Source organism: Kitasatospora sp. NPDC094028, assembly GCF_049543595.1.
Classification (GTDB): domain Bacteria; phylum Actinomycetota; class Actinomycetes; order Streptomycetales; family Streptomycetaceae; genus Kitasatospora.
In genome coordinates this window covers 75,115-101,674 of the sequence record NZ_JBMVFA010000005.1, presented here as the reverse complement: position 1 = coordinate 101,674, position 26,560 = coordinate 75,115, and the positions used below count along the sequence as shown (strand labels likewise).

Annotated in this window: 33 protein-coding genes; 10 read left to right on the top strand and 23 right to left on the bottom strand. The window is 71.9% G+C overall.

Going from position 1 to position 26,560, the window contains the following annotated elements; genetic code table 11:
* Positions 1–34: 34 nt before the first annotated feature.
* A complete protein-coding gene (locus ACPC54_RS10550) occupies positions 35–391 on the bottom strand; it encodes a hypothetical protein (protein WP_498963410.1) in 357 nt (118 codons plus the stop codon).
* Positions 392–550: 159 nt separating this feature from the next.
* Complete coding sequence (locus ACPC54_RS10545) at positions 551–1,429, bottom strand: LysR family transcriptional regulator (protein WP_498963408.1); 879 nt, start codon at positions 1,427–1,429, stop codon at positions 551–553.
* A 71-nt stretch (positions 1,430–1,500) separates the two neighbouring features.
* Here ACPC54_RS10545 and ACPC54_RS10540 point away from each other — a divergent pair, with 71 nt between their 5' ends.
* A complete protein-coding gene (locus tag ACPC54_RS10540; protein ID WP_498963406.1) occupies positions 1,501–1,869 on the top strand; it encodes a nuclear transport factor 2 family protein in 369 nt (122 codons plus the stop codon).
* A 194-nt stretch (positions 1,870–2,063) separates the two neighbouring features.
* Here ACPC54_RS10540 and ACPC54_RS10535 read toward each other — a convergent pair whose 3' ends face one another.
* The 9 genes from ACPC54_RS10535 to ACPC54_RS10495 form a co-directional block, all read right to left on the bottom strand.
* A complete protein-coding gene (locus ACPC54_RS10535) occupies positions 2,064–2,534 on the bottom strand; it encodes an NUDIX domain-containing protein (RefSeq protein ID WP_498963404.1) in 471 nt (156 codons plus the stop codon).
* Between the two features lie 89 nt (positions 2,535–2,623).
* Positions 2,624–3,790, bottom strand: coding sequence for a methyltransferase domain-containing protein (locus ACPC54_RS10530; protein ID WP_498963402.1), 1,167 nt, complete (start codon positions 3,788–3,790; stop codon positions 2,624–2,626).
* Positions 3,787–3,924, bottom strand: coding sequence for a hypothetical protein (locus ACPC54_RS10525; protein ID WP_498963400.1), 138 nt, complete (start codon positions 3,922–3,924; stop codon positions 3,787–3,789). Before ACPC54_RS10525 ends, ACPC54_RS10530 begins: the two co-directional genes overlap by 4 nt.
* Positions 3,917–4,798 carry a helix-turn-helix domain-containing protein gene (locus ACPC54_RS10520; RefSeq protein WP_498963398.1) on the bottom strand — a complete coding sequence of 294 codons (882 nt, stop codon included), beginning with the start codon at positions 4,796–4,798 and terminating at the stop codon, positions 3,917–3,919. Before ACPC54_RS10520 ends, ACPC54_RS10525 begins: the two co-directional genes overlap by 8 nt.
* Positions 4,799–4,812: 14 nt before the next feature.
* On the bottom strand, positions 4,813–5,328 hold the full coding sequence (locus ACPC54_RS10515; RefSeq protein WP_498963396.1) for a DUF6879 family protein: 516 nt from the start codon (positions 5,326–5,328) through the stop codon (positions 4,813–4,815).
* Complete coding sequence (locus ACPC54_RS10510; protein WP_498963394.1) at positions 5,300–5,554, bottom strand: hypothetical protein; 255 nt, start codon at positions 5,552–5,554, stop codon at positions 5,300–5,302. Before ACPC54_RS10510 ends, ACPC54_RS10515 begins: the two co-directional genes overlap by 29 nt.
* A gap of 179 nt (positions 5,555–5,733) precedes the next feature.
* Positions 5,734–6,180, bottom strand: coding sequence for a GNAT family N-acetyltransferase (locus tag ACPC54_RS10505; RefSeq protein WP_498963392.1), 447 nt, complete (start codon positions 6,178–6,180; stop codon positions 5,734–5,736).
* A 179-nt stretch (positions 6,181–6,359) separates the two neighbouring features.
* Positions 6,360–6,617: a hypothetical protein gene (locus ACPC54_RS10500; RefSeq protein ID WP_498963390.1), complete on the bottom strand. Its 258-nt coding sequence runs from the start codon at positions 6,615–6,617 to the stop codon at positions 6,360–6,362.
* Positions 6,617–6,985, bottom strand: a complete 369-nt coding sequence (locus ACPC54_RS10495; protein WP_498963388.1) for an ATP-binding protein — start codon at positions 6,983–6,985, stop codon at positions 6,617–6,619. The genes ACPC54_RS10500 and ACPC54_RS10495 overlap by 1 nt, the downstream gene beginning before the upstream one ends.
* 236 nt (positions 6,986–7,221) lie before the next feature.
* Here ACPC54_RS10495 and ACPC54_RS10490 point away from each other — a divergent pair, with 236 nt between their 5' ends.
* Together ACPC54_RS10490 and ACPC54_RS10485 are read left to right on the top strand one after the other, a co-directional pair.
* On the top strand, positions 7,222–8,085 hold the full coding sequence (locus ACPC54_RS10490; protein WP_498963386.1) for a helix-turn-helix domain-containing protein: 864 nt from the start codon (positions 7,222–7,224) through the stop codon (positions 8,083–8,085).
* Entirely contained in the window at positions 8,078–8,269 is a 192-nt protein-coding gene (locus tag ACPC54_RS10485) for a DUF397 domain-containing protein (RefSeq protein WP_498963384.1), read from the top strand. The genes ACPC54_RS10490 and ACPC54_RS10485 overlap by 8 nt, the downstream gene beginning before the upstream one ends.
* A 53-nt stretch (positions 8,270–8,322) precedes the next feature.
* On the opposite strand, the gene ACPC54_RS10480 is transcribed toward ACPC54_RS10485, so the two are convergent.
* The 4 genes from ACPC54_RS10480 to ACPC54_RS10465 all read right to left on the bottom strand — a co-directional run bounded on the left by ACPC54_RS10480 (position 8,323) and on the right by ACPC54_RS10465 (position 10,780).
* Positions 8,323–9,360, bottom strand: a complete 1,038-nt coding sequence (locus tag ACPC54_RS10480) for a fatty acid desaturase family protein (protein ID WP_498963382.1) — start codon at positions 9,358–9,360, stop codon at positions 8,323–8,325.
* 139 nt (positions 9,361–9,499) lie between these two features.
* Positions 9,500–9,859 (bottom strand): VOC family protein, encoded by a 360-nt coding sequence (locus ACPC54_RS10475; RefSeq protein WP_498963380.1) that lies wholly within the window; start codon positions 9,857–9,859, stop codon positions 9,500–9,502.
* 1 nt (position 9,860) lies between these two features.
* Positions 9,861–10,058 carry a CopG family transcriptional regulator gene (locus ACPC54_RS10470; protein WP_498963378.1) on the bottom strand — a complete coding sequence of 66 codons (198 nt, stop codon included), beginning with the start codon at positions 10,056–10,058 and terminating at the stop codon, positions 9,861–9,863.
* A gap of 131 nt (positions 10,059–10,189) precedes the next feature.
* Positions 10,190–10,780 (bottom strand): TetR/AcrR family transcriptional regulator, encoded by a 591-nt coding sequence (locus ACPC54_RS10465; protein ID WP_498963376.1) that lies wholly within the window; start codon positions 10,778–10,780, stop codon positions 10,190–10,192.
* Between the two features lie 69 nt (positions 10,781–10,849).
* Here ACPC54_RS10465 and ACPC54_RS10460 point away from each other — a divergent pair, with 69 nt between their 5' ends.
* Positions 10,850–11,722, top strand: coding sequence for an alpha/beta fold hydrolase (locus tag ACPC54_RS10460; protein WP_498963374.1), 873 nt, complete (start codon positions 10,850–10,852; stop codon positions 11,720–11,722).
* Positions 11,723–11,831: 109 nt separating this feature from the next.
* On the top strand, positions 11,832–12,791 hold the full coding sequence (locus tag ACPC54_RS10455) for an ATP-grasp domain-containing protein (protein ID WP_498963372.1): 960 nt from the start codon (positions 11,832–11,834) through the stop codon (positions 12,789–12,791).
* A 22-nt stretch (positions 12,792–12,813) separates the two neighbouring features.
* Here the strand turns inward: ACPC54_RS10455 and ACPC54_RS10450 are convergent, their stop codons facing one another.
* Positions 12,814–13,503: a hypothetical protein gene (locus tag ACPC54_RS10450; RefSeq protein WP_498963370.1), complete on the bottom strand. Its 690-nt coding sequence runs from the start codon at positions 13,501–13,503 to the stop codon at positions 12,814–12,816.
* Between the two features lie 333 nt (positions 13,504–13,836).
* Between ACPC54_RS10450 and ACPC54_RS10445 the strand changes: the two genes are divergently transcribed.
* Positions 13,837–16,338: a helicase-associated domain-containing protein gene (locus tag ACPC54_RS10445; RefSeq protein WP_498963368.1), complete on the top strand. Its 2,502-nt coding sequence runs from the start codon at positions 13,837–13,839 to the stop codon at positions 16,336–16,338.
* Positions 16,339–16,353: 15 nt separating this feature from the next.
* Here ACPC54_RS10445 and ACPC54_RS10440 read toward each other — a convergent pair whose 3' ends face one another.
* Positions 16,354–16,605, bottom strand: a complete 252-nt coding sequence (locus ACPC54_RS10440) for a hypothetical protein (protein ID WP_498963366.1) — start codon at positions 16,603–16,605, stop codon at positions 16,354–16,356.
* 106 nt (positions 16,606–16,711) lie between these two features.
* On the opposite strand from ACPC54_RS10440, the gene ACPC54_RS10435 reads away from it, so the two are divergent.
* Positions 16,712–17,116 (top strand): hypothetical protein, encoded by a 405-nt coding sequence (locus ACPC54_RS10435; RefSeq protein WP_498963364.1) that lies wholly within the window; start codon positions 16,712–16,714, stop codon positions 17,114–17,116.
* Positions 17,117–17,208: 92 nt separating this feature from the next.
* Positions 17,209–18,846: a DNA repair helicase XPB gene (locus tag ACPC54_RS10430; RefSeq protein ID WP_498963362.1), complete on the top strand. Its 1,638-nt coding sequence runs from the start codon at positions 17,209–17,211 to the stop codon at positions 18,844–18,846.
* A gap of 30 nt (positions 18,847–18,876) precedes the next feature.
* On the opposite strand, the gene ACPC54_RS10425 is transcribed toward ACPC54_RS10430, so the two are convergent.
* Positions 18,877–19,032 carry a hypothetical protein gene (locus tag ACPC54_RS10425; RefSeq protein ID WP_498963360.1) on the bottom strand — a complete coding sequence of 52 codons (156 nt, stop codon included), beginning with the start codon at positions 19,030–19,032 and terminating at the stop codon, positions 18,877–18,879.
* Between the two features lie 291 nt (positions 19,033–19,323).
* Here ACPC54_RS10425 and ACPC54_RS10420 point away from each other — a divergent pair, with 291 nt between their 5' ends.
* A complete protein-coding gene (locus tag ACPC54_RS10420; RefSeq protein ID WP_498963358.1) occupies positions 19,324–21,375 on the top strand; it encodes a HelD family protein in 2,052 nt (683 codons plus the stop codon).
* Between the two features lie 45 nt (positions 21,376–21,420).
* Here ACPC54_RS10420 and ACPC54_RS10415 read toward each other — a convergent pair whose 3' ends face one another.
* The 3 genes from ACPC54_RS10415 to ACPC54_RS10405 form a co-directional block, all read right to left on the bottom strand.
* Positions 21,421–22,107 (bottom strand): copper homeostasis protein CutC, encoded by a 687-nt coding sequence (locus ACPC54_RS10415; protein WP_498963356.1) that lies wholly within the window; start codon positions 22,105–22,107, stop codon positions 21,421–21,423.
* A gap of 79 nt (positions 22,108–22,186) precedes the next feature.
* Complete coding sequence (locus ACPC54_RS10410) at positions 22,187–23,131, bottom strand: hypothetical protein (RefSeq protein ID WP_498963354.1); 945 nt, start codon at positions 23,129–23,131, stop codon at positions 22,187–22,189.
* Complete coding sequence (locus ACPC54_RS10405; protein ID WP_498963352.1) at positions 23,131–23,511, bottom strand: PadR family transcriptional regulator; 381 nt, start codon at positions 23,509–23,511, stop codon at positions 23,131–23,133. The genes ACPC54_RS10410 and ACPC54_RS10405 overlap by 1 nt, the downstream gene beginning before the upstream one ends.
* Before the next feature lie 63 nt (positions 23,512–23,574).
* Between ACPC54_RS10405 and ACPC54_RS10400 the strand changes: the two genes are divergently transcribed.
* Complete coding sequence (locus ACPC54_RS10400; RefSeq protein WP_498963350.1) at positions 23,575–24,243, top strand: HD domain-containing protein; 669 nt, start codon at positions 23,575–23,577, stop codon at positions 24,241–24,243.
* Here the strand turns inward: ACPC54_RS10400 and ACPC54_RS10395 are convergent.
* Positions 24,240–24,596, bottom strand: coding sequence for a DUF8819 family protein (locus tag ACPC54_RS10395; protein ID WP_498963348.1), 357 nt, complete (start codon positions 24,594–24,596; stop codon positions 24,240–24,242). The genes ACPC54_RS10400 and ACPC54_RS10395 overlap by 4 nt on opposite strands.
* A gap of 115 nt (positions 24,597–24,711) precedes the next feature.
* Positions 24,712–26,334, bottom strand: coding sequence for a chaperonin GroEL (groL, locus tag ACPC54_RS10390; RefSeq protein ID WP_498963346.1), 1,623 nt, complete (start codon positions 26,332–26,334; stop codon positions 24,712–24,714).
* Between the last annotated feature and the right edge of the window lie 226 nt (positions 26,335–26,560).

Here is a 26,560-nt window from a genome sequence, read left to right as displayed (position 1 = left end):
TCGAATGCGTTCATGAGCGCGCCGGCGCTGCCGGTCAGCACTCGCGCAGCCCGGGAGCCGGGTCCTGACCGGTGGAGACGTCGACGGCGGGCACGTTGCCCCAGGCGCCGTTGTCGAGCTCGGTCCAGTACCAGATGTCGTTGCCACCCGGGTGGGGGTCGCCGTGGCCCCAGCACTGGAACCAGCTGAAGGTGCCGTTGAGCTGGCCCCGGGTCGCCGAGCGGTAGGAGCGGTCCGCGTAGCCCTTGGCCCCGGCCTTGTTGCCGCAGTACAGCCTCCCGTCCGAGCGGACACCGCATTCGGCGGCGGAGGCCGGGAAGCCGAACGTGGCCAGGCCGGCCGTCAGTGCGGCGGTCAGGGCGAGGACGGTGAGGTTCTTGCGCACGTTCACATGGGGTCCTTGCGGGTGAGGCGCCTTCGCGCGGTGGCGGTCGTGTGGGAGTCAGCGGGTGATCACGGATTCAGAGAAGCACCTACCCGTACACGAAGCGTTGAGCACCACCCGTGCGGGGGAAAGCCCGGCGCCGCTGTTGACGCGCTCGCGCAAGGATCAGGAACTCCCCAGCGCCGCGAGCAGCTTGGCGCGCAGCAGGCGAACGGCCGGGGAGTGCTGGTCGGGCCGGGCGACCAGGCCGAGGCGGGAGTGCACGGCGGCGTCGGCGATCGGGACGGTCCGCAGGTTGGGGTTCTCGACGGAGGACGGGCTGAGGACGGCGACGCCCGCGCCGCGCTCGGCCAGGCGGAGCAGGGTGACCGGGGAGCTGGCGTCGATGTCCACTCGGGCATCCAGGCCGAGTTGGGCGCAGGAGCGCTCGTAGGCGGCGCGCAGGCCGGTGCCCGGGGAGAGGCACAGGATCTTCTCGCCGCGCAGGTCGGCGAGTCGGACGGTCGGCCGGTCGAGGGGGTGGCCGGGCCGGACGACGGCGGCGATCGGCTCGTCGAGGACGACGGTGGCCTCCAGGCCGGGGGCGGCCTCGCCCGCGTAGCCGATCAGGGCGAGGTCGAGCGCGCCGGCCAGGACGTTGGCCTGGAGCAGGTCGGAGTGGCCCTCGTGCAGGCTCAGTTCGACGCCCGGGTGGGTGCGGCCGAGGTCGGCGACAGTGTCCAGGAACGGCGGGATCGAGCAGCCCATGATCATGCCGAGCCGGACCCGGCCGCGCACGGCGTCGGCGAACTCGGCGGCGGTGTGCCGGATGGCGTCGAGCGTGGCGAGGGCGCTCTTGGCGAGCGGGAGGACGGCCTCACCGGCGGGGGTGAGCCGGACCCCGCCCCGGCCGGAGCGGTCGAACAGCTGCTGACCCAACTCGCGTTCCAGTTTGGCGATTTGGGTACTGATGCCGGACTGGCTGACGTGCAGACCGGCGGCCGCGGCGGTGAAGGTGCCCTCGTCGACGACGGCGGCGAAGTAGCGCAGCTGGTGCATCTCCATAACTCAGGATGATAGATGACATCAGATCCATCTGTTGGACGGATGGATGGGGTGGTCGGGAGGATGGAGACATGACGACGACGAAGACTGCAGGCGAGCTGGCCGAGACCTACTTCACCGCCTGGGAGGCGGGCGACTTCGACACCATCCGGGGCCTGCTGGCCGAGGATGTCGACTTCGTCGGGGCGCTCGGGACGGCGTCCGGGGTGGAGGAGGCCCTGGGCGGGCTGCGGGGCCTCGGCCAGGTGCTGGAGAAGATCGACGTGAAGGTGCGCGTGGCCGAGGGCGACGAGGTCATCACCTGGTTCGAGCTGTGCACGAGCATCGCCCCGCCGGCCCCCACCGCGAACTGGATGCACATCGAGAACGGCAGGATCGCCCGCATCCGGGTCACCTTCGATCCGCGCGGCCTCCTGGCCGGCTTCGAGAAGACGAGCTGAGCGGAGAAGGACAGAGGGCCGTGATCGCCGATGGCGATCACGGCCCTCCTCTGTTGTGTCGGCCTGGCAATCCCGCCGGGCAACTGGTGCCGCGGCTGGCAACGTTTGCCCGGTAGTTCGCGGCGCCCCGGACGGGTTCCGCCCCGGCTGGTGCCGTCGCGGGACACTGAGAGCGAACGTTGCCAGCCGCGGCGCTAGCCGAGGTACGGGGTCGTCCTGTGCTCCAGGAAGTGCCGAAGCCGGAGGCGTTGGGTGTGGTGCATCGGCAGCGCTTCGATGTCGCCCGGCGCCACGAACTGGAGATCGGTGGACTCGTCGGAGATCCGCAGCTCCCCACCCGTGATGCGCGCGGTGAAGCAGACGTTGAACTGCTGGCGAACCTCGCCGTCCGAGTAGGCGATCACGTGTCGGGGATCGGTGTACGTGCCGACGAGTCCGGTGATTTCGACGTCGAGGCCGGTTTCCTCGCGGACCTCCCGGACAGCCGTGCCCGGAAGCGACTCGCCGAGGTCCATCGTTCCCCCCGGAAGCGCGTACAGGCCGTTGTCGGTACGCCGCTGAAGCAGGATGCGACCTTCGGGGTCCGTCACGACGACGGACGCCGCCACCACCAGGCGATTCGGTTCGGGCGCGTGGGGGTCGTCGTAGAACTCGGTTCGTGCCACCTGATCAGGTCCTCTCGACTGGCAAAGCAGCGCTGCACGCAAGATAGGCCCCGCCCAGGCGAACCCGGACGGGGCCCGTGGCTGTGGCGCTATTCCTTCGTGGTGGGCCCCTGCCGCTCGTGTCCCGGCACGGGGTTGTCCGGCGTGTCCAGCCAGGCCGTCTGTCCGGCGGGGGTCACCGTGAGCCCGTACCGGTCGTAGCCGGGGCGTCCGGTGGCCGTCCACCGGTTGTGGGCGGCCTCCAGCTCGTCCCAGAGCTGCCGCGGCCCGAACTGCCGGACCTCGAACCGGGATTCCCCCGGCACGGAGTCCACCGTGGCCCAGGACGTGACAGCCGTGTCAAAAAGCCACCACGTCCAGCCCTCGCCGAACTCGTTCCGCCGGTAGTACACATCCGGCAGGGCGAGGGCGCAGGCGAACAGCGCCAACCAGTCGTGCCCGATGGTCTCGGGGTCGAGCTTCGTCCAGGACTGCCCGGAGTCGCCCGGCCACTCTCCTGGCAGGTAGTCGTCCACCGGGGCGGCGTCGAAACGCTGCTGCCGCAGCAGCATGAAGGCGGACGAGCGGGTGAACCGGCCGCTCGCCGTCCCGTCGTCGCCGACCGTGAGCCGCACGATCGCCCCGCCGCCCAGCAACGGGGAGACCGGGCTGACGATCACCGCGCCCGGCCGGGTCTGAGCCAACCAGGCGGGCGGGATGTACCGCAGGGCCACGGTGGAGATCACCCGGTCGTACGGAGCGCGCACGCCCCACCCCAGCGAGCCGTCTCCGCACACGACTTCGGGCGTGTACCCGGCGCCGCGCAGTGCGGTGCGCGCCTGCAGGGTGACCCGAGGGTCCACCTCGACGGTGGACACCATGTCGGCCCCCAGTCGATGCGTCAGCAGTGCCGCGTTGTAGCCGGTGCCCGTGCCGACTTCGAGCACCCGGTGACCAGGGGCCGCGTCCAGGTCGGACAGCATCTCGACGACCATCGTGGGCATGGACGCCGACGACGTCGGCACGCGGTGCGCGCTGTCTTCGGCCCCGTCGTCCCACTGCGTGATGACCGGCAGGTCGCTGTAGGCCAGTCGCAGCCACCGTTCGGGGTCCTCGGACCGGGTGCACCCGGTGCCGCTGTCGTCCTCCGTCCAGATGGTGTCCGGAAGGAACGCGTGTCGCGGCACGGCCGCCACGGACGGAGCCCAGTCCGCCGTCAGCGACCCCGATTCGATCAGCGCTGCCACCAACGAGGCACGCTGCGCGTCGGCGGTCACTTCTTCCTGTGCTTCGGCTCCGGGGCCGGCTTCTGCCCGTCCGGGCTCGGCTTGGGGCCGATGGCCCCGCCGCCGGGCTTCGCGTGGCCGCCGCCCTTGCCGTCGTTCGGGCCGCCCTTGTTCTGGTCACCCATGGTTCGCGTCCTCTCTCTCGTTTCGCCAATCCAGGAATGCCAAGGCATCCGCAACAATTGACCGCGCCGCCGCCCCACGCGCAGCCCCCTGCGCGAGCCGATCAAAGGCGCGGGCATACAGGTCGATCTGACTGGGCTCAGTCAGCGTGGAGGCGGCATCCAGGGTGTCCGCGTGGACCCTGGTGTCATCGAAGATCGTGAAGGTCGGCATGGGCCACACGGTCCGTCGCGCTGCGAACGGGACGATGCCCACACCAACATTCGGAAAAGCCATGATGTCGAGCAGGTGGCCGAGCTGCGCCGCCATGGTCTCGACACTGCACACGCGGTACCGCAGCACGGACTCCTCCAGCACGAACGAGAACCGGTGTGCGCCATCGCTCAACACGGCGTTGCGCCGCATGCGGGCCGCGACGGCATCACTCACATCGTTCGGGGTTCCCCGGAAGTCTGCGATGGACGAAAGCAGGGCGGTGGCATATCTGGGTGTTTGGAGGAACCCAGGGATCACGTCGGAAACGTAGACCCGGAACACGTTGGTCTGCTGGTACAAGTCCCCCATGGACGCCTGCAGACGCCGGAGCCCAGTTCGCTGGAGTCGCTTCCACTGCACATGAGCATCGGCAGACTGCCTGTTGGCGGCGATCAAGTCCGGGACTTGATCGCCGGCGCCACAGACTCGGCACCACGCCCTGATGTCTGCGTCGGAGGGAGGTGTCTTGGCGTTCTCGATCCGGGACGACTTCGATTCCGACCAGCCGCACCTGACGGCCAGCTCCCGCCCGGTGATCCCTGCATCTTTCCGAATTTCGCTCAGCCGACCGGCGAGGACTTCGCGGGCCTTCTGGACGCTCGAAGAGGGATACGCGGGCATGGAGCCGGCTTTCGTCAGACTTCGTACAGGTGGTGCGGGACTGCTCGCTCCCACACCGCTTCGAACGCGGCCGCACACAGCTTCACGGCCTCCGGATCTGCCGTGATCTCGTCCTCGACCACCGCGCCGTCGCCGGAGAAGTGGTGCACCCGAAGCAGCACACCGTCGAACAGCCAGAAGTCGTTCCCCGGCAGAGGAATGCTCGTGGTCTGCCGCCGAGGCAACCAGCGGACTTCCTCGCCCGCGGTGACATTGGCGTGGGTGACGTAGTGCTCCCACCGGATGTACTCGGATACAGGCTCGGAGACGACCCGAGCCCGGCGAATGACCACGCCCCGAGCGACGGTGTCCGCGATCAACTGGTCATAGGAATGCCACCAAGACTGGCGGTCCTCCCAGTTGATCCGCTCGCCCCGCTGCCATGCCTCGAACCGATCTGTCGAGGCATAGGAGTCCCGCAGCTCCAGATGCACGGCGGACCGCTCACACCCTTCAAGCAGCTCAGCAAAGTTGGGCACGCTCGATGACATCACACGCCTCCCTGATCATGGGCACCATCCGGGCCGGAAGCCTAACGATGGCCTCGGAGTCGGGTACCGAACCGTTCGCGGGGCTGCTTCCCTCGCACTTCGCCTGAGTCTCGGGGCTCGGCTTCCATCCCTGCAACAAGATCTCCTGACCCTCCGGGTCCGCCCACACGGTGGGGCAGTGATCCCGATCGGTGTTGGGGTCGATACCGATGAACTCAACGGCCATGGTTGGCTCCCTGCTCTCGTCGCTTGCTCGACCTTGCGGAAGCTCAATAATTAGCCGATGTAGCGTCAATGTAGGTGATTTCCAAGGACATTGACATGCAAGCTCATGCAAGCCCGTAGAGCCCGGCAACGTCCTGTCCTGACCCCGGAGCGCCCCGGCTCGGTCGGGGCGCTCCGGGGTCAGGTCTGTGCGGTGGCGGGCGCGGTGATCATCATCAGCTTCTCCGGTTCGGACACGGCCTCGAAGCCGGCGCGTGCGTAGACCTCGTGCGCGTCCACGGTGGAGAGCAGCAAGCGCTTCAGCCGGTAGGGCGCGAGTTCCGCGACGACCGACTCCGCCAGCCAGGTGCCGATGCCCCGGCCGCGCGCCTCGCGGGCGACGTAGACGTCGCAGAGCCAGCCGAAGGTGGCGTAGTCCGTGACGACCCGGGCGAAGGCGACCTGCCCGGCGGTGTCCGGGGCGTAGACGCCGAAGACGAGTGAGTGCTCGATCGATCGCGCCACTGCCTCGCGGCTCCGGCCCAGGGCCCAGAAGGCGTCGGTGGAGAGCCAGTGGTGGACGCGGTCGAGATCGATGCGCGCGGGGTCGGTATCGAGGGTGAGGCCGTCAGCCCTGGTCGTGATCACGGCATCTGATCGTACGGGGATACAAGCAGGAGGGCCGTGGCCGCCGGAGGCGGTGACGGCCCTCCTCTGCGTGTGCTCTCAGGTGTCCTCGTCGGGCGGCGTCGCGCGGAGGGCGGTGATGACGCCCAGGGCGACGGTCGCGAAGGCGAGGGCGAGGAGGACGACGAAGGCCGCCCCGATCAGGAATCGCACGGGCGCTCGCGTTCGGCGTCGAGGAGGAGGGTGAGGAGGTTCAACAGGGTCGAAGCCGGGGCCGTGTTGAAGCAGACGAGGACGCGGCCGTCCATGGTCCGGTCGGTCTCGGCGGAGGGCCAGACCAGGCCGAACTTCTTGCCGCGCTCGTGGAGTTCGGCAAGGAGCGTACGGATGTGGTCGTCGGTGTAGAACCGGATCCGGGGGTCGGTCGGCAGCATCGGGCGGCGGCGGGGAACGGGCATCAGGCGGCGTCCTGGACGCACTCGAACCAGACGGACTTGCCGCGCTCCTGCGGGTCGACGCCCCAGCGGCTGGTCAGGCCGGCGACCAGCTGGAGACCCCGGCCGGACTCGGCGAGGAGGTCGAGGGTGGGAGCGGCGGGCAGGACGGGGCTCTCGTCGGAGACGGAGACCCGGAGGGTGCCCTGGGCGATCGCGAGGATCTGGACGACCGGCGCGGGGGTGTCCCCGTGGCGCCAGGCGTTCACGAGCAGTTCGCAGAGGGCGAGTTGGGCGTCGAAGATGGCCGAGGGCGGCCACCCGAGGCGGGCCATGGCGTCCTGGAGGGACTGCCGGGCGAGGGCGAGCGAGGGCGTGTTGAGGTGACGCATGGGAAGACTCCCGGGCGCTGGTGTGGTGTGGAGGTCCGGTGGACATGCGTCGCCGTGAGCCAGGCCATGGAAATGGGCATGGCTGCTCTGCGGCCCTTGGAAGCAGGCGTTACTGACGGTCCATCGGATCGATGTGAGATCGACCATAGCGCACGAAGTCTTGTGTTTAAGACCTCCGCGAAAAAACCTCCCCCTAACGTGGGGCACACTGGTCTCACCACCGCAGAGAGGATGCCATGGGCCTTCGACCGAACCCGACCTTGCGCCAACGGCGAGTAGGGACCGAGCTTCGAAGGATGCGAGAGCAGGCCGGCCTCAGCGGCAGCCAACTGGCACTCCAACTCGGCATCCACGGCGCGCAGGTCACCCAGATGGAGACCGGGAAGAGCGGGATCAGCGTCGAACGGTTGCGCACCATGGCCGCCGCATGCCTATGTGACAACCAGCCCTTGATCGACGCGCTGGCCGGCATGGTCTCGGAGCGCGGAAAGGGATGGTGGGAGGAGTACCGCGACACCCTGACCATCGACTTCCTTGAGGTGGCAGAGCTTGAGGGACACGCCGAGCGAATCACCTTCTGCAACACCGTCTACATGCCCGGCCTACTCCAAACCAGGGCCTACGCATCGGCGGTGTTCGCTCGGCTTGTTCCGGCCTTGCCCTCAGAGGAAATCGAGACCCGAACAGCCTTCCGTCTCAGGCGTCAGGAAGTCGTGCGATCTGGTGCAACTCCACTTCGCGCTTTCATCCACGAGGCCGCACTGCGCATGCAGTTCGGGGGACCCCTGGTGCTCATCGATCAGCTCGCCGCGCTGTTGGACGACTCGGAGCGGCCCGGAATCTCCGTCCGCGTGGTGCCGTTCGCCGTGGACACGTTCCCAGGCGCCGGTGAGAACTTGACCTACATCGAGGGGCCTGTCCCCGAGTTGGACACCGTCGAGGTCGATGTTTCCCAAGGCGCGCTGTTCTTCGACTCACCGGCGAACCTGGCCAAGCACCGAACCATCTTCTCCAGCTTGGACACCAACGCTCTGTCCGAGGAGCGCTCGCGCGACTTCATCCGAACCATCATGAAAGAAATGAAATCCATCCATGCCTAGCTCAGAGTGGCAGAAGTCCAGCTACAGCGCTTCAAGCAACGAATGCGTTGAGGTCCGCGCGATCGCTGGGACCGTCGAACTCCGTGAGTCCGACGAGGGCCACGTCATCCTCGGTACCACGCCTGCCACTTTCGCCGCGCTCCTCCGCAGCACCAAGGCCGGCGAATTCGACCACCACGTCTAACACTCCAGGCCCCTCGCGCCACCGCGCGAGGGGCCGGGTGCCTTCTCCACCCCTCAGCCCTCGAAGCGGATCGGCTCGCCCGTCCGGTGCAGGTGGGTGAAGATCTCCCGGTAGGACCGCAGCAACCCCACCTCGTAGTACGGGATGCCCTGCTCCGCGCAGAACTCCCGGGTGATCTGCGCGGCCCGCCCGAGCGCGGGGGTCGGCATGCTGGGGAAGAGGTGGTGCTCCACCTGGTAGTTGAGGCCGCCCATCATCGCGTCGATGGCCACCCCGCCCCGCACGTTGCGCGAGGTGAGCACCTGCCGGCGCAGGAAGTCCAGCTTCATCTCCGGCGTCACCATCAGCATGCCCTTGTGGTTCGGGGCGAAGACGCTGCCCAGGTACACCCCCAGCAGCGCCTGGTGCACGGCCAGGAACGCGAACGCCTTCCCCACCGGCAGCGCCGCGAACACCACCCCGAAGTACGCGACGAAGTGCACGACCAGCAGCACCCCCTCCAGCACCGGCCGCTTCATCGTCGGACTGCGCAGCGCCCGGAAGCTGTTGAAGCTCAGGTTCAGCCCCTCCAGCAACAGCAGCGGCACGAACAGGTACGCCTGCCGCCGGCCGATGAACCGGGCCAGCCCGGTCGCCTTCCGCGCCTGCCGCTTCGACCAGACCAGCAGCTCGGGCGCGACGTCCGGGTCCCGCTCCTCGTGGTTCGGGTTGGCGTGGTGCCGGGTGTGCTTGTTCATCCACCAGCCGTAGCTCATGCCCATCATCAGGTTGGCCGCGATCCGGCCCCCGACCTCGCTCGGCACTCGCCGGTCGAACACCTGCCGATGCGCCAGATCGTGCGAGAACAGCGCGACTTGGGCGAACACGACGGACATCACCGCCGCCAGACCGAGCTGCCACCAGGTGTCCCCCAGCGCGAACACCGCGCACCACCCGCCGACGAACGCGGCGAGCACCACCCCCGCCCGCACGGCGTAGTAGCCGGGCCGCCGGTCGAGCAGGCCCTCGGCGGCTATCCGGCGGCTCAACTGGGCGAAGTCGCTGCCACTGGCGGCAGGCGCCTCGATCATCGTCACGGACTGTATGGGCATGCCCCGAGTCTGGTTCGGCGAACCACCCGGAAGAACGGGGAAAGCACCCGTCCCGTAGGGGTGTTAACCCCCGGACATGCGACCGGCCCGACCTCTCGCGCCGCGTCGGGCGCGCGGGGGGTCGGGCCGGTCAGGGCGGTCAGGCCTCCTGGGCGGCCGCCTTGAGCGGCGCCTGGAGGGCCCAGAGGCGGCCATCGGGGTCGCGGACGGTCGCCATCCTGGTCCCGAAGTGGGTGTCCTCGAACGGGGTGACGACCTCCACGCCGTCGCCGGGCACGAAGGCGTCCGCGTCGGCGACCTTCATCACCAACTGCGTCTGCGGCTCGCGGTCCTCGGGGACCTCGGCGATGAAGACGAACGGGCCGTCGCCGTTGCGCAGCTGGCCGGAGTTGTGGCCGGTGTCGAACTCCAGCTCGTAGCCCAGGCCGAGGAAGAACTTCGCCGCCTTGGACCAGTTGTGGGTCTCCAGGAACACCGCTTCGATGCCTTCGGTCGTCATCTCAGGACTCCTTCGTGGACTCGCCGGCCTCGCCGGACGGTGGCTCGGGCTGAGGGGTGGGGGTTGCGAGGTACGCGCGCAGCGCCTCGGCGACCAGCGCCGAGAGCGAGAGCTCCGTCTCCAGGGCGCGGTACTTGACCTGCTTGATCAGACCGATCGGCAGGTACACGTTGAACTGCTTCACATCGTCGTCTCCCACACTCACGAAGCTAGCACATTAGCTTGCTAGCAAGCTAGTGATTCGACTCCTCCGTGCCGGAGCAGGAAGTCGGCCGCGCCGACTTCCTGCTCCCACCGACTCGACACGAGTGCGACGGACGCCGGAAGGCGTCACTCGAACAGCTCGTCCAGGTGGTGCCGGAGGACCGCCAGCGCCTGCTCCCCGTCCCGCTGGCCGCCCAGCACGCTCGACCCGAGCCCGTTCACCATCGCCAGCAGCCCGGCCGCCGCCATCTCGACGTCCCGATCCGGCGCGATCTCCCCGGCCGCCTGCGCCGCCCGCAGCTGCATGACGAGGAACGCCTCCAGCACCACCGGCGGCTGCGAGGCCCCCTCCTCCAGTTCCTCGGGCTTGTTGAGCACCAGCGCGTAGTACGCCGCGTACGTCCTCGTGATCCGGCGGCTCTCGGCGTCGGTCGGCAGGATGCAGGACAGGATCGCCGTCACCACCTCCCGGGGGGCGCGCGCCTCGCCGATCCACCGTTCCATCCGGGCCTGCAGCTGCGTACCGAGCCTCGCCAGGGCGTCGAGCAGCAGGCCCTGCTTCGTCGTGAAGTAGTACTGCACGAGCCGCAGCGAGACGCCTGCCTCGGTCGCGACCGCCCGCATGCTGGCCGACTGCAGTCCCTCGGTGTCGGCGATGCGCAGCAGGGCCTCGGCGATCTGCCGCCGGCGCTCCTCGTGCTCGACCTTTCCGGTCATTCCTCACCCTCCAACGATTCGACCCCCGCTCTTGGTACACCCGTATCATGCATGTGATACACATGTACCATGCGAATCAGCGAGTTCAAGAACGGCAAGGCCGAAGCCCGCTACCGCACCGCCTATGAGCGTGCCCTCACCCGGCTCTGGCCCGGCGAACGAACGTCGGTCGACGTCCCCACCAGCTACGGCACCACCCGCGTCCACCGCGCCGGCCCCGCCCACGGCGAGCCGATCGTGCTGCTCCCCGGCTCCAGCGGCAACGCCCTCATGTGGCACGCGTTCGTCGAGCCGCTCGCCGCGCGGCACCCCGTGATCGCCGTCGACACCATCGGCGAACCGGGCGCCAGCGTGCAGACCTCCCCCGTCACCAGCGGCCAGGACGCCGCCGACTGGCTCGAAGAACTCCTCGCCGCCCTCGACGTCCCCCGCGCCCACCTGGTCGGCTGCTCCTACGGCGGCTGGATCGCCCTCCATCACCAGATCCGCCACCCCGGCCGCAGCGCCGCCCTCATCCTGGTCGACTCGGCCGGTCTCGCCGACCTCCGCCCGGGCTTCTACCGCTGGCTCATCCTCGGCGGCATGGCCGCCCTCGCCCCGAAGCCGATCCGCACCCGCCTCGCCCGCAGGCTCGGCAACAGCGCCCTGCTGGACGACGAGCTGATGGCCCTGCTGCGCGCCTCCACGGGCTTCCGCCGCCGCCTCCCGCTCGCCGCCACCCTCACCGACGACGAGCTCCGTTCCGTCAGCGCCCCCGTCCTCGCCCTCCTCGGCGAGCGCAGCGCCCTGCACGACGCCCCCGGCACCGCCGAACGCCTCCACCGCCTGCTCCCGGCCGCCGAGGTCCACACCATCCCCGGCGCCGGCCACTCCCTCACCACCGACGACCCGGCCGCCGTCCTCACCAGCATCCTCACCACGGCCTCCCGCCAGGAGAGTTGACGACGGAAGTACACCCGATGGTCCGAGCGGGCGGTTTCGGCCAGTGCCGCGCTCCCGTGGCGCGCGCGGCGTCCTTGCCCGCACGGACGGGCACCGCTTCCATGACCGCATGAGCCGACGAGACCTCGTTCTTCTCACCGATCACAGCTCCACCGAGGGCACCCGGGACGCGATGGCCGCCGCCGTCCGACGCCTGACCGGCCGCGAGCCCGTCCACCTGGACGCGCGGCACTTCATGACGCACGACACCGGCACCGGCACCGACACCGGCACGGGCACCAGCACCGGCCGGATCGAGGCGGACGGCGACGGCCTCGTCCGACTGGAGGCCGAGGGCCGCGTCGTGGCCACGGACACGGTGATCGTCTACGAGATCCCACCCCACCGCCGCCCGGCGTTCGCCCACTGCCAGCGACTGCTGCACGCGTCCGGCGTCCGCTCGCTCGGCACCGACGCCGAGGCCTGGCGCGCGGCGACCGAGAAGGACCGCACCGTCGCGCGCTTCGTCCGCGACGGCGTGCCGCACATGCCCACGATCACGCTCTGCCGGCCGAGCCCGGAGGCCGCCGCGGAGGCCTTCGAACGGCTCGGCGGCGACGTCTGGGCCCGGCCGTGCGTCGGCATGGGCGGCGACGACGTCTTCCACGTCACCACCCACGCCCAACTCGCGGCCGCCGCACGGCACTACGCGAACCTCGACACCCCCTGGCTGATCGCCCGGGACGCCCGGAACTTCACCCCGGACGGGCGGCGCCACCAGTACCGGGCGGTCGTCCTCGGCGGCCGGGTCGTCCGCGCGGTGGAGCACGTCCAGGCGGACCCGGACGCGCCGTGCAACGAGTGCCAGGGCGCCGTCTCCACCCTGCTTGAGGTCGACGAACTCCCGCCCGGACTGGCAGAGTTGGCGGTCTCGGCGGCCAAGTCCCTCGGCCTCCCGCTCGCGGGCGTCGACCTCGCCGCCGAGAGCGGCGGGGTGGTCTTCGAGGTCAACGTCCACCCGGCCTTCGGCCACGACCGCGGGATGGAACAGGTCGCCCTCCCCTACGTGGCGGCGCACCTGCGGTCCTGAAGCCCCGCGCGGCCGCTCAGCCCTACGACGGACGCCGGCGCAGGCTCAGCAGGAGCAGGACGACGGCCGTGATGACGGCCGAGGTGCGCAGGACGCCCGGGGCCATCGACCAGCTGAACTGGCCCAGCGGGGCGCCGGTCTGCACGCCCGCGCCCCCGCCGGTGCCGCCGGCCTGCTTGGCGTGGTTCATCGCGAGCAGGGTGGTCGCGCTCATCGTGGCCAGCGGGATCCCGATGATCACGAACTTGCGCATCAGGTCCGACAGTTGGCGGGACAGGTAGCCGAGGAGCCAGCCCGCCAGCATGGCCGGGAAGAAACCGGAGATCGCGCCGCCGACCAGCAGGCCGCAGGAGAGCAGGATCAGCGGGGACGGCTTGCGGGCACCCTTGGCCGGACCCGGCTTCGCCTTGGCGGCGGGTGCGGCCTTGGCCTTCTGCTTCCGCTGCTTCCCCGCCTTCCCCGGCCTCCCCGTGGGCGCCGCCGGCGCGGCCCCGGCCGGCTGGGCCTCGTCGGCGCGCTGCTCGGGGATCGGCTTCGGGGCGGGGCCCGGCGCGTCCGAGAAATCGAAGACGGTCATGCTCCACGGGCCGTTGCTCTGCACCATCCGGGGCGGCAGCTCGTCGCCGGCCCGGTCCTGCGGCCCGGCGACGCCCGGCAGGTCCAGCGACACCTGCTGGAGGCCGCCCGTGCTCAGGGCCGGCGGGTCGTACACGCTGTCCTCGGCGGGAGGAGCCGCAGGAGCCCCGGGAGCCGCAGGCACGGCCGGAGGAGCAGCCGGCGCAGCCGGAACCGCCGGCACGGCCTCGTCCGCCCCCGAAGCACCGGAACGACCGCTCCACGGCCCGCTCTTGCGCCACCACTCGCCGTCCGTCATCACCGACACCCCGCCTCGCCCGGCTCGCCCCTGACAGCGCGGCCGCCCACCGAACCGCCCTCGGCGTGACGCTACCCACCCGGCCCCCGACCACGCGAGTCCGGCACGGCCCCGGCCGCGCGGCAGCACGAGGACACCCCGCCGTCCGCCCGCCCGACTAACCTAGGTCGAATGACCACACAGCAGGGCCCTCGACGCCAGGGCAGGTCCGCCCCCGGCCCCCGCACCCTCGCCGAGGAGCTGCGCGCCCGCCCCGACGACGCGCTCGCCGCCCTGCTCCGCTCCCGCCCGGACCTGCTGAACCCCGTCCCCGGCGACCTCACCCAGCTGTCCGCCCGGCTCTCCTCCCGCGCCTCCGCGCTGCGCGCCCTGGAGCGGCTGGACCGCTTCACCCTGCAGGTCGCCGAGGCGCTGGCGACCGCCCCGGACGGCACCGGCCTGGCCACCGTCCGCACCCTGCTGACCGGCCCGGCCAAGGTCAAGCCGCACCCCGGCGCCACCCCGCTCACCCCCGCCGACCGTTCGGCCGTCGCCGCCGCCCTGCCCCGCGCGATCGCCACCCTGCGCGACCGGGCGCTGCTGTGGGGCCCGGACAACGGCCTGCGGCTGGTCCTCGCCGTCCGCGAGGCGCTGGCCCCGACCGCCGCCAACCCCGGCCGCACCGGCCTCGGCCCGACCTTCGGCGAGGCCACCGCGGGCATGTCCCCGGCCCGGCTGCAGCAGCTGCTCGCCTCCGCCGGGCAGCCCGCCACCCCCGACCCGGTCACCGCCGTCGCCGCGCTCACCGACCTGCTCACCGACCGCGACCGCTGCGCCGCGCTGCTGGAGACCGCCCCCGAGGCGGCGCTGCGGCTGCTGGAGCGGCTGGTCTGGGGCCCGCCCACCGGTACCGTCCCGGACGCCACCCGCCCGGTCACCGCCGAGGACGCGCAGAGCCCGGTCGAGTGGCTGCTCGCCCGCGGCCTGCTGCTGCCGAGCAGCCCCGGCAGCGTCGTGCTGCCGCGCGAGCTCGCCCTGCACCTGCGCGGCGGCCGCACCCACCGCACCGTCGAGCCCGTCCAGCCGGAGCCCGCGCCCGCCGCGCCCCCGCGCGACCCGCACACCGTGGACGCCGCCGCGGCCGGCCAGGCGCACACCGCCGTCAAAACGGTCGAAGAGCTGCTGGAGGCCTGGGGCCTCAACCCGCCGCCCACCCTGCGCGCCGGCGGCCTCGGCGTGCGCGACCTCAAGCGCACCGCCCAGGCCCTGGAGACCACCGAGCAGCAGGCCGCGTTCTGGCTCGAACTCGCCTACACCGCAGGCCTGCTGGCCCCGGACGGCGAGGCCGACGAGTGCTGGGCGCCCACCCCGGGCTACGACGCCTGGCTGCTGCTGGACACCGCCGAGCGCTGGTCCGTCCTGGCCGGCGCCTGGCTCGCCGCCACCCGCGTGCCCGCCCTCACCGGCACCCCGGACGGCAAGGGCAAGCCGCGCGCCGCCCTCGGCCCCGAGCTCGACCGCACCCTGGCCCCGTCCGTGCGCCGCGCCGCCCTCGCCCTGCTCGCCGAGCTCCCGCCCGGCACCCCCGCCACGGCCGCCGAACTGCTGCCCACCCTGCGCTGGCAGCGCCCGCTGCGCGGCGGCCCGACCGGCCCGGACGGCCACGAGCTGCGCGAGGACCTCACCGCCTGGACGCTCGCCGAGGCCGAACTCCTCGGCGTCACCGGCCGCGGCGCGCTCGCCGCCCCCGCCCGTGCCCTGCTCACCGCCGAGTCCGACCCGGCCGAGGTGCTGGCCCCGCTGCTGCCGCGACCGCTCGACCACGTGATCCTGCAGCCGGACCTCACCGCGATCGCCCCCGGCCCGCTGCTCACCCCGCTCGCCCAGGCGCTGGCGCTGTGCGCCGACATCGAGTCCAAGGGCGGCGCCACCGTCTACCGGTTCACCCCGGCCTCCGTGCGCCGCGCCCTCGACGCCGGACGCACCGCCGCCGACCTGCGGACCTTCCTCGCCCAGCACAGCCGTACGCCCGTCCCGCAGCCGCTCGGCTACCTGATCGACGACGTCGCCCGCCGCCACGGCATCCTGCGGGTCGGCGCGGCCTCCTCGTACCTGCGCTGCGACGACCCGTCGCTGCTGAACGAGGTCCTCGCCGACCGCCGGGCCGCCGAACTGCGGCTGCGGCTGCTCGCCCCGACCGTCCTCGCCGCGCAGGCCGCCCCGGACGTCCTGCTCGCCACGCTGCGCGCGATGGGCTACGCGCCCGCCGCCGAGTCCGCCGAGGGCGACGTGCTGATCACCCGGCCGGACAGTCACCGCACCCCGCCCCGCACGGCGCCGGTGCCCGTCCCGGACGGCCCGCCGACCCCGGACGACACCCTGCTCGCCGCCGCCGTGAAGGCCGTCCGGGCCGGTGACCGCGCCGCCACCGCCACCCGCCGCGAGCCCGCCCCCGACCCGCGCGGCCTGCCCCGCACCGCCGCCGCCGAGACCCTGGCCGCGCTGCAGACCGCGGTTTTGCTCGGCGAGCGGATGTGGATCGGCTACCTCAACGCCGAGGGCATCGCCAGCCAGCGCATCATCGACCCGGTGAAGGTCGAAGGCGGGTTCGTCACCGCCTTCGACCACCACGCCGACGAGCTGCGCACCTTCGCCCTGCACCGCATCACGGGCGTCGCGGAACTCGACGAATAGCCCCTGACCAGGGCGTCAGTGCGCGGTCGCCTCCTTCATCTTCTCCTTGACCGCCTGGTCCGCCACGCTGCCGATCTGCCCCTGCCCGACCGGCAGCGAGCCGCCGCCGACCTGGTCGGCGATCAGGAACCCGGGCGCCGCCAGCAGCCCGCCGGGCCCCTCGCCGATGCCCGCGAGGGCGTGGGCGGAGCCCGCCGAGGAGGCGGTGGCCGCGAGGGCCGTGCCCATCAGGGCGAGGGCGGTGAGAACACGCTTCGAGGTCTTCATGGCCGGCTCAACGAGCGAGCACGGACCGTGGTCACTCGAAGCAATTGACGGGCGGTCGCACCCGGCGTACTCCGGGAACAGGGGGTTCGCGACAAGGAGGACCACCATGCTCGGCGAACTGATCGGCGAATTCCAGGGCGAGGACACCGGCCGGCGGGTCATCGGCTCCGCGGACGGGCACCCGGTCGTCGAGGTGTCCTTCCGGGGCACCGGCAGCTACTACGGCATCACCGTCAACACGCTCGGCACCTACGAGTCCGAGGTTCGGGCCGACGGCTCCCTCTACGGCGAGGGCCAGGGCGTCGACATGACCGCCGACGGCCAGGGCGTCACCTGGCACGGCAGCGGCGTCGGCCACTTCACCGCGGACGGCGGCACCACCTTCCGCGGCGCGCTGTTCTTCTCCACCGTGTCGCCCCAGCTCGAACGCCTCAACGGCCTGGTCGGCATGTTCGAGTACGAGACCGACGCGGGCGGCAAGTCCACCGGCAAGTTCTACGAGTGGAAGTAGCCCCTCGGTAGCCCGTCACCCAACGCCGGGAATGCGCGACACTGGAGGGTCTGCGCCAACGCAGACTGTAAGCCAGTGGAGGGCTTCCCCGCGTGAACGACGGACCGCTCATCGTCCAGAGCGACAAAACTCTTCTCCTGGAGATCGACCACCCCAGGGCCGCCGACTGCCGTCGCGCCATCGCGCCGTTCGCCGAGTTGGAGCGGGCGCCCGAGCACGTGCACACGTACCGGGTGACGCCGCTCGGGCTGTGGAACGCGCGCGCGGCCGGGCACGACGCCGAGCAGGTGGTGGACGCCCTGGTGACGTACTCGCGCTACCCGGTGCCGCACGCGCTGCTGGTGGACGTGGCCGACACCATGGGCCGCTACGGCCGGCTCCAGCTGCTCAAGCACCCGACGCACGGCCTGGTGCTCACCACCACCGACCGGCCGGTGCTGGAGGAGGTGCTGCGCTCCAAGAAGATCGTCCCGCTGGTCGGCGCCCGGGTCGACCCGGACACCGTGGTCGTGCACCCCTCCGAGCGCGGCCAGATCAAGCAGGTGCTGCTCAAACTCGGCTGGCCCGCCGAGGACTTCGCCGGGTACGTGGACGGCGAGGCGCACCCGATCGACCTGGACGAGGACGGCTGGCAGCTGCGCCCGTACCAGGCGCAGGCCGTCGAGGGCTTCTGGCACGGCGGCTCGGGCGTCGTGGTGCTGCCCTGCGGCGCCGGCAAGACGCTGGTCGGCGCGGCCGCGATGGCGCACGCCAAGTCGACCACGCTGATCCTGGTCACCAACACCGTCTCGGCCCGCCAGTGGAAGCACGAGCTGGTCAAGCGCACCTCGCTCACCGAGGACGAGATCGGCGAGTACAGCGGCACCCGGAAGGAGATCCGCCCGGTCACCATCGCCACGTACCAGGTGATGACCACCAAGCGGAAGGGCGTGTACGCGCACCTGGAGCTGTTCGACGCCCGCAACTGGGGCCTGGTCGTCTACGACGAGGTGCACCTGCTGCCGGCGCCGGTGTTCAAGTTCACCGCCGACCTGCAGGCCCGCCGCCGGCTCGGCCTGACCGCCACGCTGGTGCGCGAGGACGGCCGCGAGGGCGACGTGTTCAGCCTGATCGGCCCCAAGCGCTTCGACGCGCCGTGGAAGGAGATCGAGGCGCAGGGCTACATCGCGCCCGCCGACTGCTGCGAGGTGCGGGTCACCCTGACCGACTCCGAGCGGCTCGCCTACGCGACCGCCGAGCCGGAGGAGCGCTACCGCTTCTGCGCCACCACGGCGACCAAGCGGCGGGTGGTGGAGGCACTGGTCAAGAAGCACGAGAAGGACCAGACGCTGATCATCGGCCAGTACATCGACCAGCTGGACGAGCTCGGCGAGGCCCTGGACGCCCCGGTGATCAAGGGCGAGACCAGCAACGCCCAGCGCGAGAAGCTCTTCGACGCGTTCCGGAACAAGGAGATCGGCGTCCTGGTGGTCTCCAAGGTCGCGAACTTCTCCATCGACCTGCCCGAGGCGACGGTCGCCATCCAGGTCTCCGGGACCTTCGGCTCCCGCCAGGAGGAGGCCCAGCGCCTCGGCCGCGTGCTGCGCCCCAAGGCGGACGGCCATGCGGCCCACTTCTACTCGGTGGTCGCCCGGGACACCGTGGACCAGGACTTCGCCGCCCACCGGCAGCGCTTCCTGGCCGAGCAGGGCTACGCGTACCGCATCATCGACGCGGACGACGTGCTGTAGCCGATCGGACCGGTGCTGTAGCGGATCGGATCAGTAGACACCGTCGCGCCCGAGGAAGATCACGCGCGCGGCGGTGTCCAGGGCGATCCCGACGTTGCGGACGGCGGTGCTCAGCGGGTTGCGGCGGCGGCCCGGGAGGGCGGTGGCGCCGGCCGGGGTCCGGTGGGTTTCGTTTCGGCTGCTCATGTCTTCAACGGTAGGCACCCGACCGGCCCACGGCATCACTCCAAAGGCCGCATCCACCGAGGCGTCCGTCCTCCTCCGGGTGTACGGACGGCCCTGAGACCTGCGGGGCTGGAACCCTGAGACGGACGGGTCTAAGATCGTCCGTCTGCCCCCTCCCGCACCGTGGTACCTGCTGAAGTCCCGCAGGCAGCCGGGGGAGGCGCCGACCGCACGGCAACCGGTCGGCTGTTCCCCACCGTGAGCTCCATCGATCCGCTGCGCCCGCCACCGGGGCAGCCGGGAAGGTTCGCTGTGCCCGCCACCCCCACCACCGACCCCCTCCAGCGCGAACGCGACCACCTGGCCGCGTCCCGGGCCGCGCTGCGAGCGATGCGCGAGGACGTCCAGTCGCTCGACATCCGCGACGTGACCGGCTCCTGGGTCACCGCCGTCATCCTGCAGAACCAGATCGAGGCCAGGATCGCCGCCCTGGCCGACCTCTCCGACACCCCGCTGTTCTTCGGCCGGCTCGACTACCTCCACGCGATCAGCGAGGAACTCAGCGAGGGCGGAGGAGGGGAGAACTTCTACATCGGCCGCCGCCACGTCCACGACGCGGACGGCGACCCGATGGTGATCGACTGGCGCGCGCCGGTCTCCCAGCCGTTCTACCGGGCCAGCCGCACCGACCCGCAGGACGTCGAGCGCCGCCGCCGCTTCGGCTACACCGGCGGCGAGCTCACCGCCTACGAGGACGAGCACCTCTCCGACCCGGAGGAGTCGGACACCGCCTCCGCCCTGCTCGCCGCCGAGATCGAGAAGCCCCGCGTCGGCCCGATGCGCGACATCGTCGCCACCATCCAGCCCGAGCAGGACGAGATCGTCCGCTCCGACGTGACGGGCACCATCTGCGTCCAGGGGGCGCCCGGCACCGGGAAGACGGCGGTCGGCCTGCACCGCGTCGCGTACCTGCTGTACGCGCACCGCGAGCGCCTGGCCCGCACCGGCACCCTGGTGATCGGGCCGAACAACGCCTTCCTCTCGTACATCGAGCAGGTGCTGCCCGCCCTCGGCGAGCTGGACGTCGCCCAGGCCACCGTGCAGCAGCTGGTCGGCCACGTCGAGGTGCGCGGCGAGGACACCCCGGAGGCGGCCCGGCTGAAGGGCGACGCCCGGATGGCCGAGGTGCTGCGCCGGGCCGTCCGGGCGGGCATCACGCTGCCGACCGAGCCCTGCGTGGTGGTCCGCGGCTCCCGCCGCTGGCGCGTCCCGGCCTACGAACTGGCCGAGATCATCGAGGAGTTGAAGGACCGCGAGACCCGCTACGGCGCCGCCAGGGACGCCCTGGCGCAGCGCATCTCGCACGCCGTGCTGGTGAAGATGGAGCAGGGCGGCGAGGCCCCGGACGACCGGGTGCAGGACGCGGTGGCCCGCAACAGCGCGGTCAAGGCCGTGGTCAAGGCGTGCTGGCCGGCCGTCGACCCGGCCAAGCTGGTGCTACGGCTGCTCTCCGAACCGGAGTTCCTGGCCGAGTGCGCCGAGGGCGTGCTCACCCCCGAGGAGCAGCAGGCGGTGCTGTGGCCCAAGCCCGGCCGCTCGGTGAAGAGCGCCCGCTGGACGCAGGCCGACGCCGTCCTGGTGGACGAGGCGACGGACCTGGTGCAGCGCACCCCCTCGCTCGGGCACGTGGTGCTGGACGAGGCCCAGGACCTCTCCCCGATGCAGTACCGCGCGGTCGGCCGCCGCTGCACCACCGGCTCGGCGACCGTCCTCGGCGATCTCGCCCAGGGCACCACCCCGTGGGCGACGGCGAGCTGGCCGGACGCGCTGCGCCACCTGGGTAAGCCGGAGGCGCACGTCGAGGAGCTGACCAAGGGCTTCCGGGTGCCGGAGGAGGTCATCGCGTACGCCTCCCGGCTGCTCCCGGCGATCGCCCCGGGCCTGGCCCCGGCCACCTCCGTCCGCGACGCCCCGGGTTCGCTGACGATCCGTCAGATCACCGAGGACGAGCGGACGGCGGCCGTCCTGGCCGCCTGCCGGGAGGCCCTGGAGCACGAGGGCTCGACCGGCCTGATCGCCGCCGACGCCCGCATCCCCCTGCTCGCCGAGGCGCTGACCGCGGCCGGCCTGCCGTACCTGTCCCCGGGCACGGAGACCAGCGCGCAGGCCCGGCTCACCCTGGTGCCGGCCTCGCTCGCCAAGGGTCTGGAGTACGACTACGTGGTGCTGGACGAGCCGGCCGCGGTGATCGCGGGCGAGCCGGACGAGCGGACCGGCCTGCGCCGGCTGTACGTGGCGCTGACCCGCGCCGTGTCCGGCCTGACGGTGCTGCACGCCGAGCCGCTGCCCGAGCAGCTGCGCTGACGCGAAAAGGGGCCGGGCCCGAGGACCGGCCCCTTCCCCATCCGCTCAGGCGTCGATCAGCGCCCGCCACTCGGCGACCTTGGCCGCGTCCACCGGCGTGTGCCAGCCGTCCGCCCGCACCGCGCCGCCGACGTGGAAGGCGTCGAAGCCCTCCGCCCGCAGCTCCTTCAGGTGCTCGGCCCGCAGGCCGCCGCCGATCAGGATCCGCGGGGCGTAGCCGGGCTCGCCCCGGCGGGCCAGCTCGGCGGCCAGCACCTCGCGCCCGGCGTCCACCCCGGCGGCCGCGCCGGAGGTGAGGAAGGTGTCCAGGCCGGGCAGCCCGGCGACGGCGGCGCGCAGGGCGGCCCGGTCGGCGCTGTGGTCGATCGCCCGGTGGAAGGTCCAGCGGCAGCCGGCGACGGCCTCGGCGACGGCCGCGGTGGCGGCCAGGTCGACGCCGCCCGCGGCGTCGAGGAAGCCGAGGACGAACTCCTCGGCGCCCTCGGCCCGCAGCGCGGCGGCCCGGGCCCGCAGCTCGTCCAGGTCGCCGGGGGCGAAGCCGTCCCGGATGCGGAGCATGACGCGCAGCGGGATCGTGACGGCGGCCCGGATCCGGGCGAAGTCCTCGACGGACGGGGTGAGCCCGTCCGCGGCCATGTCGGTGACCAGTTCGAGCCGGTCGGCGCCGCCCGACTCGGCGGCCTGGGCGTCCTGGGGCGTCAGCGCGATGACTTCGAAAATTGGTCTAGACATATCAGACAGCCTGCCACATCGCACCGGGCCCGGCGAGCCCCCGCCGCCGCCCGGATCGGGCCCCGCCCGCACCGGCCCGTCAGGCCGCGGCGGCCCGCCGGCCGTACCGGTGCACCGCCAGCGCCGCCAGCACCAGCAGCACCGCCAGCGGGAGCGCGGTCGGCGCCAGGTGCGAGACACCGCGCGACTCGCGCCAGATGTTGAACAGGCTGCCCGGCCCGGTCAGCGCCAGCACCGCCACGCCCACCGCCGCCGGCGCCACCCGGCCGCGCAGCGCGGCGAACAGCAGCAGCAGCGGCGCGACCAGCATCACCACGAACCACCGCTGGTCCAGCGGGAAGCTGGTGTCGCCCCAGGCCTGCACCGCCGCCAGCAGCCCGCCCGCGCCCACCGAAGCCAGCACCAGCCCGCCGACCCGCAGGCTCGGCCGGGGCAGCAGGTCGCTCGGCACGGCGACCAGCAGCAGCGCGGCGAACACGAACGGCAGGGTGGCCATGCCGACGTACCCGGACCACCACAGGTCGACGACCGGCTGGTCGAAGGAGGTCGCCAGGTCGAACAGCGCCATCGCACCGAGGAGCAGCGCACTGGCGCGGGCCGCCGTCCACCGGCCGAGCACCGCCGCCACCGCGAGCAGCACGGCGGCCACCGGCTGGACGAGCAGGGCCGTGTACGTGCCGAACGAGTCGTCCCAGGTCAGCTTCCAGGTCGTCCCGTCCGGGTCGGCCACCCAGGGCAGCAGCGCGGCGCCGACCACGGCGCCCGCGATCATCGGGGCGACCAGCGCCAGCAGCCGGGCGAGCGGCGAGCAGCCGGTCAGCCCGATCCGCACCCGCAGGCCGTACAGCGCCAGGTCGAACACCTCGCGGGCGACGGCCGAGCGGCCGGCCTGCGCCGTGGTGTCGGCGAACACCGCGGCCAGCTCCTCCCCGCGCTCGCGGCGGTAGCCCGCCGGGTACAGCTGGAGCACGGCCCGCAGGGCGACCGAGGGTGCGGCGGGCGCACCGATCGTCGGCGTGGCCATCAGGAACTCCCCCCGGCCGCGGTGCGGCCCTGCGGCCCCGGGTTCCCCCGCAGCATCGATCGGACCTTGGAGAGGCGGCGCTCCGCCTCGGTGGCGACCGCCCGCAGCCGCTCGGCCTCGGTGGTCAGCGCGGACCGCCCGGCGTCGGTCAGCGCGTAGCTGCGGCGGGCGCGGCCGTCCACGATCTCCTCCGCGGCGACCTCGATCAGGCCCTGCTGGAGCAGCCGGTCGAGGGCGCCGTACAGGGTGCCGGTGCGCATCTTCACCCGGCCGTCCGAGATCGCGGCGATCTCCTGGATGAGCGCGTAGCCGTGTCTCGGAGCGTCGGCCAGTGCGGTGAGCAGGAGCAGCGTCGGCTCCTGCATGGAGCGTTCGGTCATACGACTACATATATCGTCGACCGGCACATCCGTCCAGTGCTGCGACCCCGCCAGAATGGGCCCATGCCGACCGCCGAACCCCAGCCGATCACCACCGCCACCGCCGCAGCCACCGACGAACTGCTCGCCGCCTGGACCGCCCTGCTGCACCGCTGCGCCGCCACCGTCGACCCCGAGCCGTACGGGCGGGAGCTGCTGCGCCGCTGGTCGGAGCCGCAGCGCCGCTACCACACCGCCGATCACCTGCGCGCGGTCCTCCGGCACGTCGACGACCTCGCCGGGCACGCCGCCGACCCGGACGCCGTCCGCCTCGCCGCCTGGTTCCACGACGCCGTCCACCGGCCCGACCGCAGCGAGAACGAGGAGCGCAGCGCCGCCCTCGCCCACCGCGCGCTGACCGCCGCCGGCCTGCCCGCCGGGCGCGTCGCCGAGGTCGAGCGGCTGGTCCTGCTCACCGTCACCCACGACCCGGCCCCCGGCGACCGCGACGGCGAGGTGCTGTGCGACGCCGACCTCGCCGTCCTCGGCGGCTCCCCCAAGGCGTACGCCACCTACGCGGCCGCCGTCCGCGAGGAGTACGGCTTCGTCCCCGAGCCGGACTTCCGGGCCGGCCGGGCCGCCGTGCTGCGCCACCTGCTGGCGCTCCCGGCGCTGTTCCGCACCCCGGCCGCCCACGCCCGCTTCACGGCGGCCGCCCGCGCCAACCTGACGGCCGAACTCGAAGCGCTCTAACCGAGTTCCCCCACGGGGGCCACCACCGCGCCCCGCTTGCCGCACACCCAGTGCGGCTCGGGGCCCAGCTCCGGCTCGACGCCGAGCGCATGCGGGTCGCCGTCGTCCGCGCAGTCGGTGCACAGCGGCCACCGCCCGTACGCCTCCAGCAGCGCGTCCTGGACGTCCTGGGCGACCAGCCCGAGCACGTACTCGGTGCCGGCCGGCCACTGCTCCAGCCACCAGCGCCGGTGGGTGACGGCCTGCTCCACCAGCGAGACGACGGCGGCGTCCGCCACGTCCCGCGCGGTGAGGTCGGCCAGGATCTGCGCCCGCGCGTGGTGCAGGGCGGTCTCGATGTCGTCGGAAGCCATCCGTCCATTGTCCGCCCGACGCCGAGACGGCCGGAAACGCCGCGTGGGCGGCTCCCCGAAGGGAACCGCCCACGCGGACGAGGATCAGCCGATCCGATCGGGAAACCGATCAGGATCAGAAGTCCATGTCACCGCCCGGCATGCCGCCGCCGGCGGCCGCGGCGGCCTTCTCCGGCTTGTCGGCGATGACGGCCTCGGTGGTGAGGAACAGCGCCGCGATGGAGGCGGCGTTCTGCAGCGCGGAGCGGGTGACCTTGGCCGGGTCGATGATGCCGGCGGCGACCAGGTCGACGTACTCGTTGGTGGCGGCGTTCAGGCCGTGACCGGCGGGGAGGTTGCGCACCTTCTCCACCACGACGCCACCCTCCAGGCCGGCGTTGGTCGCGATCTGCTTGATCGGGGCCTCCAGCGCGACCTTGACGATGTTGGCACCGGTGGCCTCGTCGCCGTCCAGCTCCAGCTTGTCGAAGGCGACACCGGCCTGCAGCAGCGCGACGCCACCACCGGCGACGATGCCCTCCTCGACGGCGGCCTTCGCGTTGCGGACGGCGTCCTCGATGCGGTGCTTGCGCTCCTTGAGCTCCACCTCGGTGGCCGCGCCGGCCTTGATGACGGCCACGCCGCCGGCCAGCTTGGCGAGGCGCTCCTGGAGCTTCTCGCGGTCGTAGTCCGAGTCGCTGTTCTCGATCTCGGCGCGGATCTGGTTCACGCGGCCCGCGACCTGCTCGCTGTCGCCGCCACCGTCGACGATGGTCGTCTCGTCCTTGGTGATGACCACCTTGCGGGCGGTGCCCAGCAGGTCGAGACCGGCGTTCTCCAGCTTGAGGCCGACCTCCTCGGAGATCACGGTGCCACCGGTGAGGATGGCGATGTCGCCGAGCATGGCCTTGCGGCGGTCGCCGAAGCCCGGGGCCTTGACGGCGACGGACTTGAAGGTGCCGCGGATCTTGTTCACGACCAGGGTCGACAGGGCCTCGCCCTCGACGTCCTCGGCGATGATGACGAGCGGCTTGCCGCTCTGCATGACCTTCTCCAGCAGCGGGAGCAGGTCCTTGACCGAGCCGATCTTGGAGTTGGCGATGAGGATGTACGGGTCCTCGAAGGTCGCCTCCATGCGCTCCAGGTCGGTCGCGAAGTAGGCGGAGATGTAGCCCTTGTCGAAGCGCATGCCCTCGGTGAGCTCAAGCTCCAGACCGAAGGTGTTGCTCTCCTCGACGGTGATGACGCCTTCCTTGCCGACCTTGTCCATGGCCTCGGCGATGAGCTCGCCGATCTGGGTGTCGGCGGCCGAGATGGAGGCGGTGGAGGCGATCTGCTCCTTGGTCTCCACGTCCTTGGCCTGGGCCAGCAGCTGGTCCGAGACGGCGGCGACGGCCTTCTCGATGCCGCGCTTCAGGGCCATCGGGTTGGCGCCGGCGGCGACGTTGCGCAGACCCTCGCGAACCAGGGCCTGGGCGAGCACGGTGGCGGTGGTGGTGCCGTCACCCGCGACGTCGTCCGTCTTCTTGGCGACCTCCTTGACGAGCTCCGCGCCGATCTTCTCGTAGGGGTCCTCGAGCTCGATCTCCTTGGCGATGGAGACACCGTCGTTGGTGATCGTGGGGGCGCCCCACTTCTTCTCCAGCACGACGTTGCGGCCCTTGGGGCCGAGCGTCACCTTGACCGCGTCGGCGAGCTGGTTCATGCCACGCTCAAGGCCGCGGCGAGCTTCCTCATCAAAGGCGATGATCTTGGCCATCAGAAGTGGTCCTCCGGGACACGGTCGACTGCTCGGACCAAGGGGTGCCCGCGACGGACGGCCCTGGTGTGCGGAGGTCCATTCCCCTGCCGCTCCCGGGGGCCTCACCGACCCGGTCCGCTGTCACTCTCACACTGTGAGTGCTAACGCCAATGATTAGCACTCCGGGTGGTCGAGTGCAAGCCCAATCGACAAGCCCGCGAGCCGTCGACCCGGCCGCCGCGCC